This is a genomic window from Rhizobium sp. CC1099 (assembly GCF_029714385.1).
In the GTDB taxonomy this organism is placed as follows: Bacteria; Pseudomonadota; Alphaproteobacteria; order Rhizobiales; family Rhizobiaceae; genus Rhizobium.
Genome location: NZ_CP121641.1, coordinates 1,302,930 through 1,316,927 on the forward strand (window position 1 = coordinate 1,302,930; position 13,998 = coordinate 1,316,927).

Consider the following 13,998-nt stretch of genomic DNA (forward strand, 5'->3'; position numbering starts at 1 on the left):
ACGCTCGAATTTTGAAGAGAACCGGCCTCGTTAAACCCGGTCCAGCTGCCGCCGCAACATCGGAAACCATTAAGTGAGAAATGGGCGATTCCGTCAAGGGGTGGTTTTTAACGAAGCGTTCACCACAACATATTGTGGACGGTCCTGTGAAGACTGGGGAAAAGCCTGGAGGCCTTGAATTTCAGGGCTTTGCGGGCTTTAGGCACCTGAAAAGCGAGGATAAAAAGATAAAGTTAGCCGAATCCAAATCTAAGGATGGCATTTTCGGCCCGGATCGGCATCGCGATTCGGAAGGCCTCACATCGCATCGAGCGCGACGGTCACGGTGGCAATGCCGATCGCCGCTCCAGCCTCGTCGCGGATGGTGAAGCTGGCCTGCGCCTCGAGAATCTGCGTGGTCTCATCGCGCTCGGCGCGATCGACGAAAGTCTCGTCCGAATCGCGCGCGAAGGTCTGCAGATATTTGTTTTCGTCGGCCTGCCAGAAATCCGTCGTCACTCTGCTCTCACCGACATTGAGCCCATTCCTGTCGGTAATGAAGAACTCGACGATAACGCCCTGCGACGCATCCTGTTTTTCCTTCAAGTAGCGCGAAACGGGCGTGGACAGAATGGCGGACACCATCTGCAGGGCGCCGGTTTCCACTTCGGATCGGTAGGTCGAATCAAGGACCTGGATATCCGTGCTGCTGACGTCACTGAATTTGGCGTTCTGCTCTCTGATCGCGGCGAGAACCATCGGCGTGCTGACCATCGGCCGGACGACGGTATCCACATATTCGCGGACGACGGCGACATAAGCGGGTTCGGCAAAGGCCGGCACGGGCAACAAAGAGGGGATCGCCAGCCCTGAAGCGACGACCGCTCTAACCCAACCCCGGTATGCCATTCCCCTCTTCCTTGCTCCGCGCGTTTTCGCCCTCGCGCGATCCGTGACCCGGCATTTTGGCACGGCGCTCGGATGCGCGCGTGCAGGCCAGGCTCGCATCATACATCTGCAGTATTACTAAGATGACAATTCCGCGTGGAGTTTATTCGTGCTGAATGGCCCGACGCTGTCAGCGCGGACCCTTGGCGATCGGCTCCTGATAGGTGAAGCCCATGTCCCAGGGGAAGTAGATCCAGGTGTCCTGGCTGACCTCCGTGACGAAGGTGTCGACCGTCGGCACGCCGAGCGGCTTTGCGTAGACGCAGGCAAAATGCGCCTTGGGCAGCATGGCGCGCACTTGCGCCGCCGTCTTGCCGGTATCGGTGAGGTCGTCGATGACGAGGATACCTTCGCCGCCATTTTCCTTGAGCTCCGGCGCAATGCCCTTCAGCACCACCATATCCCCCTGGTTCACGTAATCATGATAAGAAGCGACGCAGACCGTTTCGATCAGGCGGATGTCGAGTTCGCGGCAGATGATTGCCGCAGGAACCAGGCCGCCGCGGGTGATGCAGACAATGCCCTTGAATTCCTTGTTGAGGCCGGCGATGCGCCAGGCAAGCGCGCGGGCGTCGCGATGGAACTGATCCCAGGAAACGGGAAAGGCTTTATCGGGAAAAGACATCGAACTGCTCCGCGGCATGAAAGGAAAACCCGCCGGCGACCAAGCGCAATCCGTCAAACGCAAATCGCGCAGGGCCAACCCGCGCGAAAGGAAGTTCCGGAGCCCGTCACCGGTTGCCGCAATTAGCGGGATTTGCGGGTAAAACGCAAGTCCCGCCGGTGCTTCGTCAACGGGAGAGGAGGGTGAGCGCCGTCATCGACTGCAAGAGCGACTTCGTCGTGCCGCCGAAGATCATCTGCCAGAGGCGCGAATGGGTGTAGGCGCCCATCACCAGGAGATCGATGCTGCTGTCGGAGAGGCGGTTTTCGATGACATTCGAGGCGCTCTTATGGGTGCCTTCCGCGACGGCAAGCGTCGCCTTCACGCCGTGGCGGGAAAGCGTGGCTGCGATTTCCGCTCCCGCCAGGCCCGCCGTCTGCATCGCAGAATCCACCGGATCGACGGAAAAGACCTCGACTTCGTCGGCAGCCTTCAGGATCGGCATGGCATCGAATGTCGCGCGTGCGGCTTCCTTCGAGCCGTTCCAGGCAATCATCACGCGTTTGATCGCTTTCGGTTGCCGCAAGATATAGGGGATCATCAGGACCGGACGGCCGCTTTCGAAAAGAAAGCTGTCGATATCGACCTGGCTGTCAGATGGCTTGGAAGGGTCCGCTTGCGAGGCGATCAAGAGGTCCGCGCTGCGGGCGCTCTCGATCAGCGGCGCTGAGCCGTAGCCCGCCGAGGTGGCGAAGCTGCGCCATTCGAACGATGCGCCGGACGCTTCGGCTTTCTGGCGGAAGATGCGCTCCACTTCTACGGTCTCGGAATGCGCCATGTCCTGCAGCGCCTGAACGGCGACTGGATCGGGAATTTCCATCGGAGCGACCAGCGGCACGGCCGAGATGTTTTCGGCGTGGAGACCGATGACATGGGCATCGTTTTCGGCGGCAAGCGCAAAGGCAAAATCGGAGACCGCACGGCTGTTGTCGGCCGTATCGAGAATGGCGAGTATGGTCTTGTAAGGCATATCAATTCTCCTCGGCGGCTGAAAATGGTTTCGTAAGCAGGAAATGCGTTGTCGGTGGAACGGTTCCTTGGTTGTTCGAGGGCGGTGTGTTGCTGCTCTAAGCTTCGGCGGACCGGTTTTCGTCAATCTCCCTGGTCCTACGAATGTTCTCGATCATGGCGTGAACCTCAGCGCCCGCTGCATCGACAGCCGCCTGCGACCGGCCGCGCACGACGATCTCCGTCGAGAATTTCTGGCCGACATAGCGCGGATAGGAGCCAATGCTGGTGTCCGGGTGCGCCTTCTGGATGGCGGCCAGCAGCATGCCGATATCGCCTTCGGCATAGGGGCAGGCGATCGCCAGCGACAGCACGCGCTGGCCGGTGCGAAGCGTCGGCAGTACATTGTCGACCATGGCCTGGAACACCTGCGGCACGCCCGCCATGACGTAGACATTGCCGATGACGAAGCCGGGCGCAGTCGACACCGGATTGGCGATGTGTGCCGCCCCGCGCGGCATGCGCGCCATGCGCTTGCGCGCTTCGGTGAATTCCATCTCGCGGCGCTTGTACATGTCACCGAGCAGTGTCATGGCAGCAGCATCATGGTCGCAGGGAACGCCAAAAGCCTTCGAGACTGCGTCCGCGGTGATATCGTCATGCGTGGGGCCGATGCCGCCCGAGGTGAAGACGTAGTCGTATTTGCCGCGAAGGGCGTTCAGAGCTTCGACGATCGCATCCTCGTCATCGGCGACGATCCGCACCTCCTTGAGATCGATGCCGGAAAGCTGAAGCATATCCGCCAGATGGCCAATGTTTTTGTCCTTGGTTCGGCCGGACAGAAGCTCATCGCCGATGGCGAGCATGGCGGCGGTGATGACGGTTTCAGTGCTCATGAGAGATATCCGATGATGGGGCTTTGCTATAGGTAGCGCCGTTTTCCCGGCTTGCAAATGGCGGCACCCGGTCGCGGCAGAAGGCGAAGGAAACGGTAAGTGAATTTGAGTCTACATACATTGAACGCTGAGTTCTGCGCAGGCAGGTCATGCTCAAGGAAGCGCGCTGATAGAACTTCGGCCGGTCAACCATTCAATCCGTGCCGCAGGGGAGTTCGTCATGGCGAAGGTCCTCGTTCTTTACTATTCGGCCTGTGGCCATATCGAAACAATGGCATATGCAGTTGCGGAAGGCGCCAAGTCTGCGGGCGCCGAAGTCACCGCAAAGGGCGTTCCGGACCTGGTTCCCGAAGAGATGGGTGTCGATGAGATCAAGGGCGGCTCGCCCCACGGCGCGTCCACGATCACCGACGGCGATGGCTCGCGCCAGCCTTCAGCAATCGAGCTGGAAGCCGCGAAATACCAGGCCGCGCACGTCGCTAAGATCGCGGCGAAGCTCGGGTAAGACGCTTTCCGATCAAATGGTAGAGGCGGCGCGGCTCATCGCTGCGCCGTTGCTTGGCCGCAAGAGGTGCTTTCGTGCAATTCCTGTTGATTTTAACCGAAGCAGCATTCACGCGGCGCCAAAGTCGGCCGCTACCCGTGAAACTGCAGGGCTATGACCAGCAACATGGTCCCGGCAAGCACGCTCCCGAACAAACACGCAGCGGCTGTTTTGTAAAACCTGAGACGCCGCGCCCTTTCTCCACTCCAATCGTAAACCATCGTCTTACTCCCACAAGACAAGCTTACACGCATCGTGGCACTGTAATTCGTGCATCCGCAAAGGCGCCTTCGAGCCCTGTCGCCTTTCAGACGCCGGCATAAAATCATATTTATTGGGATTGATAAAGATGGTGGGGCGAGACCAGTAGGCGCATAGTTCTTTCCGCCGCGGCTGTACGACCTGCGATTTCGTCCTGTGTGCCAATAGGACCGGAGATTTTGATGCGCGCTGTTATCGCTTTCCTGCTGGTCGCCCTTGCCCTTTCCGGATGCAACACGGCTCCGCCGGAGCCCATCCGCGGCAGCCTCACCTATGGCAGAGTCGTCCACGTTCCCGCGCGAGCGGGATACACCGTCAAGCACGAGTTTCCGGACAAGTTTGGATACCGGGTCTACGAAAGATACGTGGTTCAGCCGGATGGAACGCTGAAGCTCATCTCCCGCCGAACCGGCTCCGACTACTGGCACTTTCCCCGGATGAAATGGTGAGTGGACTGCCCGGCGTCGCAAAAACCTCGCGCCACGGCTGCGTGCTGGTGCGGGCGACGGGGATCGAACCCAGGATTTCTCCGAGGGATTTTAAGAATTTTCCGAGCGGTAGTCTCTCCCTAGTCGACTCAAGGGATTTTTGTCCACATGCCATTTCTTTCCGAAGATTTCGTCCGCCGCATCAAACTCGAAGGCCGTGACGAGGCGCTGTTCCGCGACACCAAACTCACTGGCTTTGTCCTCCGTGTCCGCCGCCGGGCCGACGGCTCGCTCGCCAAGACCTTCTTCATCTCGCACCTGACCCGGGGGGCGGATGGCAAGCCCAAGCGGCGCAAGATCGTTATTGGCGATTATGCCACCTTTCCCGCCGAGGCGGCACGCGAGGAAGCGCAGAAGATGCTTCAGGCGGTCAAGATTGGGGACGATCCGGCGGCGATCCGCGCCGCAAAGAAAGCGCAGCCGCTATTTGAGGAGCTGGTCGGAGACTTCCGCCGCGATCATATCAACAAGAAAAAGCCCGGCACGAAAAAGGACTATGAGGGCCGTATCCGGCGCGTGCTGATGCCCTTCTTTAAAGGAAAGCGGGTCGTCGACATCACCACCTCGATGGTGAAAGAATTCCACCGCAAGAAACGGTCCAACCCGACAGACGCTAATCGCGGCCTTGCCGTGCTTTCTGCGATGATGACTTACGCTATCGAGGAAGGCATCCGACCCGACAATCCCTGCCGTGGTGTGAAGCGCAACTCCGAGATGGCGCGCGATCAATGGCTTGACGAGCACGATTTGCCAAAGTTTCTCACCGCCCTCGCCACGGTCGAGGGTGCGGCCGGCGAGTTGATCCGCTTCCTTGCCGTTTCGGGCTGGCGTGTTTCAGAGGCGCGTCTGCTTCGATGGGATGAGGTCGACTTGCAGCGGCTGGTAGCTAACCTTGGCGATACTAAGACGGGCGCTCAAACGCGGTCGCTTGCGGCGGATGCTGCCGTCCTAATCAACCGGCAACCGGGGCGAGTTGGCTACGTTTTCACCAACCGTGCCGGCCTCTATCCGGTCTCATACAAACTCTTGCGAGAAGTGCTTGAGGACGTCTGTAATAGCGCGGAAATCCAATCCATCACACCGCACGTTCTACGGCACTCCGCCGCCACATGGGCGGCGGTGGGCGGTGCCCAGGCGCATGAATTGCGCGAAGCGTTCGGCTGGAAAACATTGGCGATGACGAGCCGCTACGTGTCAAAAAGCGAGAGCCTCGGACGGCGCGGTGCTGAAAGGGCCGCCAACGCCATCAACATCTTCGGCAAGCCTGCGGCAGACGTTGTCGCGGCGATAGGTAAGTCGCATGAGTGATCTTTCGGAAGATGTGCATCTGGACGAGGTGCTGGACATGGTCTGCAGGCGGTATCTCGATGGCGAGATGGATATGCAGCCGCACTTGCTGCCCCATATTTGCCGCCGCCTTTTGGAATTCCTGAACCCGAAGCCGCCAACAAAAAAAGGCCGGAGGCAAACAGTCTACAGGACAGCCGGTGGGTATGTTGATTACCTGATCAACATAAAAGGGATGACGATGATGGATGCGCGGGCACTCGTCGGCGATATAATGCAATGGCCCCGACACAAAATTGCGCAGGCCCACAGAGATTTCCGACCCAAGAAAAAATAGTCCGATTTTTCTTGGCTTTCGGGATAGTTTTTTTCGGCATAGATAGTTCAGCACCGTCTATTTCCATTAAGGAAAGGTGCTGTGCAAATGACCCCCACTGCCGTGCTTTTTGGCGAACGCAGCGCGTTCTGGACCAGCAAGGGTATTGTTGGCCGCGCTCTTTATATAGCTCTCGCCGCAGATTCCGAGCTGCCCGACAACCTCCTCCAAGAGGATGTCGCGGCGATCCTGAACATCGATCCGGCTTCCGTGAAACAGCGACGCGTCCGGGGCGAAGAACCCAGCTTCCTCAAGCTCAGCGGCAAGATCGTTCTGTATCCGCGAAGTTTATTTTGCATGTGGCTCGCCGACATGCTCGTCGATAGACGGGGCCTGGAAGCAAACCCACCATCTGGCCGATACACTCAAGCATCAAATAGATTGCCGGCCGCCAAGGTGCCCACTGTCGCTGAGATAGACACGTAAGAGCCGTCGCGATTTGCGCGCGCGACGGCCCAAGTCAGCATCAGGATTTTCGGTGGCGAAGGCTGAGAATCTAACAACACCGTCTAAGCGCGTCAAATCCGGCGATTTCCGCAAGGAGATTGCTGATGAATTTCACACCGGCCAATCCAGACATTTGGCATTACGGCTGGCTCATGCAGCGGCACCTGGATTGGCTGCGCGCCTGCGGCGTGCCAATGACGGCTATCGTCCAGCCCGATCCCCTCCGCCTCGCACGCGGCCACAAAGCCGCAGATGAACGGTTCGAGCCCGATCCGGCCGGTCCCGATTGGTTCGTTTTTGCCGAGCGCGACGACCTAATCTTTTGGCGGCCAAGAACCGGCGAGCTGGCGACCTGGGCCGGCCGCGCCTTCGCCCTCGGCGAGAGCGCGATCAGCAACGCGAGCACCTACTCTTTCAACTTTGCCCTGAACATCTTCGCCTCACCGCTCGACTGGCTGCGCGCCGCGCGCGACGGCGTCGTCGTGCTCGATTGGCGTCACGCATTCGATCACCTGCGCGAGTGCCCGCGCGTCGCCGTAGACGAAGCCTTGTTGCCGATTTATCGACGTCACATGCGTCCGGCGCGAATGCCGGACGTGTTCCTCCTGGAGGCGGCGCCGCAGCGCAACCACAGGAGGTCCGCGTGACAGAGGTCGTCAGCAGCATCAATCGAAAATGGCTCGACTCATGCATCCTCGCCCCAAGCGGCAGCGCTTTGCCGATCCTTGCCAACGCGCTCATCGGCCTGCGGGCCATACTGCCCAATGCCTTCGGCTTCGACGAGATGGCCCATATCCCCGTTCTCCGGCATCCGCTCGATGCGGAGCGTAGTTTCCAGCCTAGGCCAGTGACCGATGTCGATATCAGCATCGTGCAGGACCGGCTTGAACACGCTGGATTGAAACAACTCGGCAGGGAAGTCGTCCATCAGGCGGTCACGCACCGCGCCCACGAGTGCAGGTTTCATCCTGTAAGGAACTGGCTCGACAGCCTGCAATGGGACGGCAACGCCCGCCTGCCGTCCCTCTTCGTCAATTACTTCGGTAGCGAGGCAACACCCTACGCCGCAGAGATCGGGAGCATGTTCGTCATTTCGATGGTCGCAAGGATTTTCTCGCCGGGGTGTAAGGCCGATCATTTGCCAGTGCTGGAGGGAAGGCAGGGCAGCTTGAAATCGACCGCCTGTAGGGTTCTGGGAGGCGAATGGTTTTCCGATGCATTGCCGGAAATCAATTCCGGCAAGGACGCATCGCAGCATCTTCGCGGCAAGTGGCTGATCGAGGTCGCCGAGATGCACGCGATGAACCGGGCGGAAGCCACGATGCTCAAGAGCTTTATCTCGCGCGACACCGAGCGCTACAGGCCAAGCTACGGCCGCGCCGAGGTCATAGAGCCGCGCCAATGCGTATTCATCGGCACCACCAACCAGGACACCTATCTTCGCGACCCGACTGGCGGTCGCCGTTTCTGGCCGGTGAAGACAGGCCGCATCAATATCGACGCGCTCAGCCATGACCGCGAGCAGATCTTCGCCGAGGCCGTCGCACGGTTCAAGGACGGCGAACAATGGTGGCCCGACAAGGATTTTGAGAAGACGCACATCGCGCCGGAACAAGCCCAGCGCTACGAGGCGGATGTGTGGGAGGAAGCCATCCGAGCGTTCATCAAGAACCGGAGCACAGTGCTTGTCGGCGAAATTGCCAAGGATGCGCTGCACTTCGAAACCAATCGCATTGGCAGAGCCGACCAGAACCGCATCATCGCCATTCTCAGCCGGATCGGCTGGGAGCGGCGAAAGAAAGACTGGAGGGGCAATATCCCCTGGGGTCCGCCCCTGGCAGAAGAAGAATGACATGTTTGCATCACCCACGGTCAACGGGCGACAACGGATGATTTTCCATCCTAGGGGCTAGGAGATTCTAAGGAGCTATATGGAAAAAACGACCGTGGTCGCCCGTTGACCGTGGTCATCGGATGGCCGGAATGGGGAGATTTTGAGCGAGCGAAACCCGTGAAACCTGTCCGAAACCTCACCGAAGGTTTCAAAGAAATGAGAAAGGTAATGGACATGGAAAGCAAGGCGAAAAGCTGGCGCGATACAATCAAGATACACCCGGCAGCCGATCTATTCCCGATGATGAGCGACCCGGAACTCCGCGAACTGGGCGAAGATATCAAGCGGAACGGACTGCGGTTGCCGATCTACATGTGGGCGCCGGAGGAGAGCTCGCGTAGTTACCAGCTGGTCGACGGACGCAACCGGCTTACCGCGATGGAATTTGTCGGCATCCGCGTGCTCGGCGAGAACGGCTTCAACGACGAGCAGATCCATCCCTTCAAAAACATCAACTGGTATTACTGCGAGCATCTAGACCCTTGGGTTCGGCAGTCGCGACGATGAGGCGGACGCCGTTCGCGGACATTTCAAAGATGTCCGTGTGGAGCCTTGAAATGCGGACGGACATTTTCCCCATCCTAACATTTGTCCGTTTTGTCTGGGCCGCGTGAAATGCGTCGGCAGAAAAGGAGTGCGGCAATGACAATGGATAATTCGGTCACCCTCATTAGCAATTCCTGCTTTTGCGGGTTGGTGAACAATGGCTGCCAATTCCTCCAGTGAGCGCCAGCGTCGCTACCGCGAACGGCGAAAGGTTGGCCGCCGCGTCGTCCGGGTTGAGGTCGACGAGGTCGAACTTGCCGCCGCGTTGGAGAGCTTGAATTTTCGCAGCCCGGTGAACGCGGACGACGACGAAGCGGTCCAGCGGGCGCTTAATGACATGATCCAGGTGCTCTGCCGGGGGCTGGCCGATGACGCGTAACGGCCCGCTACGTCGCGATTTGCTACAGTCGGGAAATGACTGAATCAACATTAAGCGAAATTGCCGTACATGAAGCGGCGCATTGCGTAGCAGCTCTCAGGCACGGGATCGACGTCCACCGTGTGTCGGTTGACGCGGGCGAGGTTATCCTCGAGTCTCCTGGCGACTACCTTGAGCGCGGGCACCACCACGGCGGCTGGCCGCAACATACGCGATCATCGCTCTAGCCGGCCAAGCTGCGGCGCCTGCAACCGGGCTGTCGGAGTCAGACCAACTTCTGTTACGGCACGCGTTTTTTCTCGCCTCCTGGTCCAACCCGACTACCGAGATGCGCCACGCACTTGCTGCTCTCGCCGAGAATTTTGTGGACAGTCACCGTGAGGAGATCGAGACCCTTGCCATAATCCTGGATCAGCGCCGCAGCCTATCAGGCGCCGAGGTCGCGGAAATCATCGGGAGCGTCAGGCAATGACAGGCAAGGGCGACGACGAGCAGCTCGCCTTTATCGCGGCGCGCGCCGAGGAGATCAGAACCGGCCTCGACTCCAACTTCACGGAAGTGCAGCTTGAACGGCCATTGAGCAGGCGTATGGTTCACGCGCTCATCGCGGCCACGACCGCTGCTACAGCCGCGAAGCTGAAGGCGCTCTCTGCCCGCGTCGAAGCACTTGAGGAAAGCGGGATCAAATACCTGGGGAACTATCAGCGCGCGAACTCTTACTGGAAGGGCGATACCGTCACGCATTCCGGGAGCCTTTGGGTTGCCCTGAAGGCTGTCGCGGAGGGCGCGACACCCGGCAGCGATCCAGCCTGCTGGCAACTGGCAGCTAAAGGCGGCAAACCGGTGAAGCGCACCACGGCGGGATCGACGTCGACATGATGGTCATCGATTTACCTCCTCCAATAGCCGGCGCGATTGCAAGGGCTTGGGATTTGGCCGAAGAGCACCTGCGAAGGCCTCTCACGGACCAGGAAGCCGCGATGATCGTTGCGGCGGTGTTCCGGTATTTTGATGAACCCGATGCGCCAACGACGAGACTTCAGTGAATTTAGGCGCGCCCGCTTGTGTCGAGGCGCAATACCGCTTTCGGCCCAAAGCTGCCGTTCGGCGATGTCGGCGCGGACGTCCGCTTTGCGCCCTCATATCGGTCATTCCGGTCGTCTCTGGCGCACCGGACGAGATGAAACTGGGAACGCGTATGTCATTGCCTTGTCTGTTCATTTTCTGACGCCACCACGAATTCGCCGGCATATCTCTCCATCCCAGCAGGAACCAGTCGAATGCGGCTTCCGTCGGGATCGTTGCATAACAACGCCGATCCATCGCGGTGACAGCCCCTTTGCCGCGAGCCGGCGTTCCAGTTTGCCGAACGCGGTGGGTGACAACTCAGTGGTGAATGCAACGAGTCCAGCGGCCGTATCAGGAGGCTGGGCAGGTTACGACCGTCGTCGGTATCGTCAGAGCTCAGAAAATGGCAAAAGCCCCCAAGAAGGCCCTGAAGGGATTGCCACCGGAGACCATTCGCGTCACGGAGCGTCAGAACGCCCCACAGCCCCACAATGCCGCGCCGAAGCGAAAGCGGGACGATGGACTTGGCAAGGCTGGCATTCGCTCGGAAGCACGTAAAAGAGGCCGGTGAGCGGATCCACGATCAGGTGTTGCTGATTGAGGAACTGAAGGCTGGCGGACACGACACCAGCATGACCGAAGACCTGCTCACTCACCACGTTCCATTACACCCTGCTTCAGTTCACGCGGCACTGTGAGGAATTGGAACGGCAGGCCGCTCGCAAGGAATGAGCCGCCACCGGGCTTCTTAAAAGCGCGTCAATGAAGTGGCGGACTAAACGCTTTGAATTTAAGCACGGCCCCTATTCTTTCGGCAATTTGCCCTGATCTTCCAGCTCCCGCAGGTAAAAGCCGGCCTTAACAGTGCACATCAGGATCATGCATTGCGCCAGCGGATTATGAGCCTTGGCCGCAACCGTAACCGCGCGCAGGTAAGTCAGTGGTGTCGGCGGATATCCGCAGGCGATCTGCTCCTTCACGCTGGCACGATAGGCTTCGAGAGCGGGCGCATTTTCAAACAAGACCCAGTTAACGCTGGCCTTCGCTGTCGCGAACTGATCGCGGCAGACCTGCCATTCGACCCCCAACTTGGCGCAGGGGGCAAGCCACTCTTGCACCGCGCCATATTCCGGACGATTGCATTCGGCGCTCGCTGGAGACCCCAACCACGACTGAATGACAACCGCAAATGCGTATCCAATAGGCTTCATGGTGTCCTCCCCTTCACATCTGTTGGTGGTGGAGAGCCGCGCGTCCGCATCATGCGCCTGGGCGGCGCAGATCGCAAATTATGACACCAAAGCAGAACTTCCACAGACTATCCCCAGGACGACGGGGGACGGGGCTCGCACAAGCTGCGGCGGAAATTTGAATTAGGACAAGCAAGAACTTAGGACAGCACCCACCGGCCTATACGCGGCCCCGGTCTGACCAAGACCGTGCTTCCCTGCGATCAGGGAGAACGGTGGTTTGCAGAAAGCGCCCCGGCCCGGTGGCGACTCCAACCTTACCAGACAATAGGTTCGAATCTCGTCCGGCGCGCCATTGTTTTCACGCTTAGACAATTGGCGCGCTTCCTCCACCACACAGGACAGGAAGCGCAAGCGACAAAAGTTCTGTAACCTACGCGAAATCCTCCCAGCAGCAGTCGTCACAAAAGCGAAAGCCTAAGAGCTGCTGGTGTCCTTGATCTGACGCGCGGAGGACAGTCATGTGCAATTGGCGCAGCATGGTACTGGCGGCGGTATCGTCACTCATCTTTCAGGCGTGCCTTGCACATGCGCAAGAGCCCCCGAAGGCTGAACCGATCTTCTCAAACGCTGGACCCGATGCCGATGAACACGGCCAGCAGCTTGGGTATCCAGTTGGTTGGCCTTTGGACAAGCCACAGAATATAGTCGGCAATTATAGCCATGCAGATCAGTTGACCCCGACGCGTACGGTAGCTGCCGCCGAAAAAACTTCGTCGTTGTTGCGGGCTCAGACCGAGATTTCTGTCTCGTATACTTTCGGCGACACTTATACTTTCGCTTCAAGCACTGCCACTCTGGCGGAGTATCTGGCCCGCAATCCAACGACGGGGTTACTGATAGCGCACGACCAGACCATATTGTACGAACACTACCAATATGGCCGTACCGATCACGACCGATTTCTTTCGCAATCGATGGCAAAAACCATAACTGCCATGCTGATTGGAATTGCGATCTCGAAAGGTGCGATCCACTCTGTAGGTGACACGGTGCAAACCTACGTGCCCGAGCTGACGGGTAAAGAGATCGGCAAGACGCCGATCCAGGCTTTTCTCCACATGGCGTCCGGCATCGCTTTCACGCAGACCTCTCAAGGAGCTGATGACCGCACGAGCGACGACGCGAGGCTCGATAGAGAACTTTTCGGGAAAGACAAAATCAGCACCATCGACCAATCTAGCGCTCTGCGGTCCGACGCTCGCCTAACGCCAAGTTTTTTGAGATAATAAGTATTGGGCAGATCACCCGATCTGCCCAATTATCGAGGGAGGATGTCCTATGCCACTTTTCGTAACAACAGGGTGCTATACAGCCACGTCAGCGAAGGGAATGATTGACAATCCATCGAACCGAGAAAAGGCGGCCCGTGGCGTCATGGAAGCAGCGGGCGGGAAACTGCATTCTTTCTACCTCACGACCGGCGAAACCGACTGGATGGCAATCACGGAATTCGATGATGGTGCTGACCTGATCCCCGCACTTCTCGTCGTCAGCGCATCGGGAGCCGTATCGAATGTCAAAACCGTGCGAGCCTACACGGGCGCGGAATTCAAGGCTGCGCAAGAGAAGGCGGGCACAATCGCATCTTCCTACAAGCCCCCGGCAAAATAAGCAGACCACTGGTTGAAACATCTCTGGCAGCGGATCGAACCTCCGCTGCCAGAAACGATGTGTTGGCGCGCAATGAGGCCGCATTCGAGCGCGTCAGTTCGATAGCGGCATGTCCCGCGAGCTGCTCGATTCGCTGGAGACCTCTCAACCTCCTCGCGATCGCGAGGAAGTAGCGGCAAAGGCGCGCGCGAGAACGGCGATCCGGTTCGCGTAAGAGAGTCCGTCACGCACAGGAGATCTCAGTCAGGTCTCAAGTTGGCCCGTTTGCGGTGTTGAGAAGAGCTTAGAAGATTCGCAGCACTCCGCAATGGCCGGTGTTGGCGCAATCCGGCCAAGGCTAAGCGTCCGCAGTCGGGCCCAAAGCGGACCAAAGATTCACGCTGCCTCAACGGCAGGTTTGCGCCCATCG

The 13,998-nt window shown here is 58.9% G+C and carries 19 protein-coding genes and 1 pseudogene; 15 read left to right on the plus strand and 5 right to left on the minus strand.

Annotation, left to right across the window (positions count from 1 at the left end):
• Positions 1 to 297: 297 nt before the first annotated feature.
• From QA644_RS06620 to QA644_RS06635, 4 genes are all read right to left on the minus strand, one after another.
• Entirely contained in the window at positions 298 to 888 is a 591-nt protein-coding gene (locus QA644_RS06620; RefSeq protein ID WP_239599169.1) for a hypothetical protein, read from the minus strand.
• 169 nt (positions 889 to 1,057) lie between these two features.
• Entirely contained in the window at positions 1,058 to 1,552 is a 495-nt protein-coding gene (gene gpt / locus QA644_RS06625; RefSeq protein ID WP_283071580.1) for a xanthine phosphoribosyltransferase, read from the minus strand.
• A gap of 166 nt (positions 1,553 to 1,718) precedes the next feature.
• Positions 1,719 to 2,561 (minus strand): universal stress protein, encoded by an 843-nt coding sequence (locus QA644_RS06630; RefSeq protein ID WP_239599167.1) that lies wholly within the window; start codon positions 2,559 to 2,561, stop codon positions 1,719 to 1,721.
• A gap of 97 nt (positions 2,562 to 2,658) precedes the next feature.
• A complete protein-coding gene (locus QA644_RS06635; protein ID WP_239599165.1) occupies positions 2,659 to 3,435 on the minus strand; it encodes a competence/damage-inducible protein A in 777 nt (258 codons plus the stop codon).
• Positions 3,436 to 3,655: 220 nt separating this feature from the next.
• On the opposite strand from QA644_RS06635, the gene QA644_RS06640 reads away from it, so the two are divergent.
• The 12 genes from QA644_RS06640 (at position 3,656) to QA644_RS06695 (ending at position 11,423) form a co-directional block, all read left to right on the plus strand.
• On the plus strand, positions 3,656 to 3,940 hold the full coding sequence (locus QA644_RS06640; protein ID WP_283071582.1) for a flavodoxin domain-containing protein: 285 nt from the start codon (positions 3,656 to 3,658) through the stop codon (positions 3,938 to 3,940).
• Between the two features lie 482 nt (positions 3,941 to 4,422).
• Positions 4,423 to 4,689: a hypothetical protein gene (locus QA644_RS06645; protein WP_283071583.1), complete on the plus strand. Its 267-nt coding sequence runs from the start codon at positions 4,423 to 4,425 to the stop codon at positions 4,687 to 4,689.
• Between the two features lie 147 nt (positions 4,690 to 4,836).
• Positions 4,837 to 6,036: a tyrosine-type recombinase/integrase gene (locus QA644_RS06650; protein ID WP_283071585.1), complete on the plus strand. Its 1,200-nt coding sequence runs from the start codon at positions 4,837 to 4,839 to the stop codon at positions 6,034 to 6,036.
• Positions 6,029 to 6,352, plus strand: coding sequence for a hypothetical protein (locus QA644_RS06655; protein ID WP_283071587.1), 324 nt, complete (start codon positions 6,029 to 6,031; stop codon positions 6,350 to 6,352). The genes QA644_RS06650 and QA644_RS06655 overlap by 8 nt, the downstream gene beginning before the upstream one ends.
• Positions 6,353 to 6,439: 87 nt before the next feature.
• The gene (locus QA644_RS06660) at positions 6,440 to 6,817 is read left to right on the plus strand and encodes a hypothetical protein (RefSeq protein ID WP_283071589.1); all 378 of its coding nucleotides are present in this window, start codon (positions 6,440 to 6,442) and stop codon (positions 6,815 to 6,817) included.
• 125 nt (positions 6,818 to 6,942) lie between these two features.
• Entirely contained in the window at positions 6,943 to 7,485 is a 543-nt protein-coding gene (locus tag QA644_RS06665; RefSeq protein WP_283072342.1) for a hypothetical protein, read from the plus strand.
• Positions 7,482 to 8,690 carry a virulence-associated E family protein gene (locus QA644_RS06670; RefSeq protein ID WP_283071591.1) on the plus strand — a complete coding sequence of 403 codons (1,209 nt, stop codon included), beginning with the start codon at positions 7,482 to 7,484 and terminating at the stop codon, positions 8,688 to 8,690. Before QA644_RS06665 ends, QA644_RS06670 begins: the two co-directional genes overlap by 4 nt.
• A gap of 210 nt (positions 8,691 to 8,900) precedes the next feature.
• Positions 8,901 to 9,239 carry a ParB N-terminal domain-containing protein gene (locus QA644_RS06675; RefSeq protein WP_283071593.1) on the plus strand — a complete coding sequence of 113 codons (339 nt, stop codon included), beginning with the start codon at positions 8,901 to 8,903 and terminating at the stop codon, positions 9,237 to 9,239.
• 196 nt (positions 9,240 to 9,435) lie between these two features.
• Complete coding sequence (locus tag QA644_RS06680; protein ID WP_283071594.1) at positions 9,436 to 9,657, plus strand: hypothetical protein; 222 nt, start codon at positions 9,436 to 9,438, stop codon at positions 9,655 to 9,657.
• Between the two features lie 468 nt (positions 9,658 to 10,125).
• Positions 10,126 to 10,536, plus strand: coding sequence for a transposase (locus tag QA644_RS06685; RefSeq protein ID WP_283071595.1), 411 nt, complete (start codon positions 10,126 to 10,128; stop codon positions 10,534 to 10,536).
• Positions 10,533 to 10,703: a hypothetical protein gene (locus QA644_RS06690; protein WP_283071596.1), complete on the plus strand. Its 171-nt coding sequence runs from the start codon at positions 10,533 to 10,535 to the stop codon at positions 10,701 to 10,703. Before QA644_RS06685 ends, QA644_RS06690 begins: the two co-directional genes overlap by 4 nt.
• A 546-nt stretch (positions 10,704 to 11,249) precedes the next feature.
• The gene (locus QA644_RS06695) at positions 11,250 to 11,423 is read left to right on the plus strand and encodes a hypothetical protein (protein ID WP_283071597.1); all 174 of its coding nucleotides are present in this window, start codon (positions 11,250 to 11,252) and stop codon (positions 11,421 to 11,423) included.
• A gap of 105 nt (positions 11,424 to 11,528) precedes the next feature.
• On the opposite strand, the gene QA644_RS06700 is transcribed toward QA644_RS06695, so the two are convergent.
• On the minus strand, positions 11,529 to 11,936 hold the full coding sequence (locus QA644_RS06700) for a hypothetical protein (RefSeq protein ID WP_283071598.1): 408 nt from the start codon (positions 11,934 to 11,936) through the stop codon (positions 11,529 to 11,531).
• Between the two features lie 500 nt (positions 11,937 to 12,436).
• On the opposite strand from QA644_RS06700, the gene QA644_RS06705 reads away from it, so the two are divergent.
• The 3 genes and pseudogenes from QA644_RS06705 to QA644_RS06715 all read left to right on the plus strand — a co-directional run.
• Positions 12,437 to 13,204, plus strand: coding sequence for a serine hydrolase (locus QA644_RS06705; protein ID WP_283071600.1), 768 nt, complete (start codon positions 12,437 to 12,439; stop codon positions 13,202 to 13,204).
• Positions 13,205 to 13,307: 103 nt separating this feature from the next.
• The gene (locus QA644_RS06710; protein WP_233450651.1) at positions 13,308 to 13,589 is read left to right on the plus strand and encodes a GYD domain-containing protein; all 282 of its coding nucleotides are present in this window, start codon (positions 13,308 to 13,310) and stop codon (positions 13,587 to 13,589) included.
• Positions 13,590 to 13,657: 68 nt separating this feature from the next.
• A pseudogene (locus tag QA644_RS06715) lies at positions 13,658 to 13,803 on the plus strand (DUF2277 family protein); the annotation flags it as partial.
• Between the last annotated feature and the right edge of the window lie 195 nt (positions 13,804 to 13,998).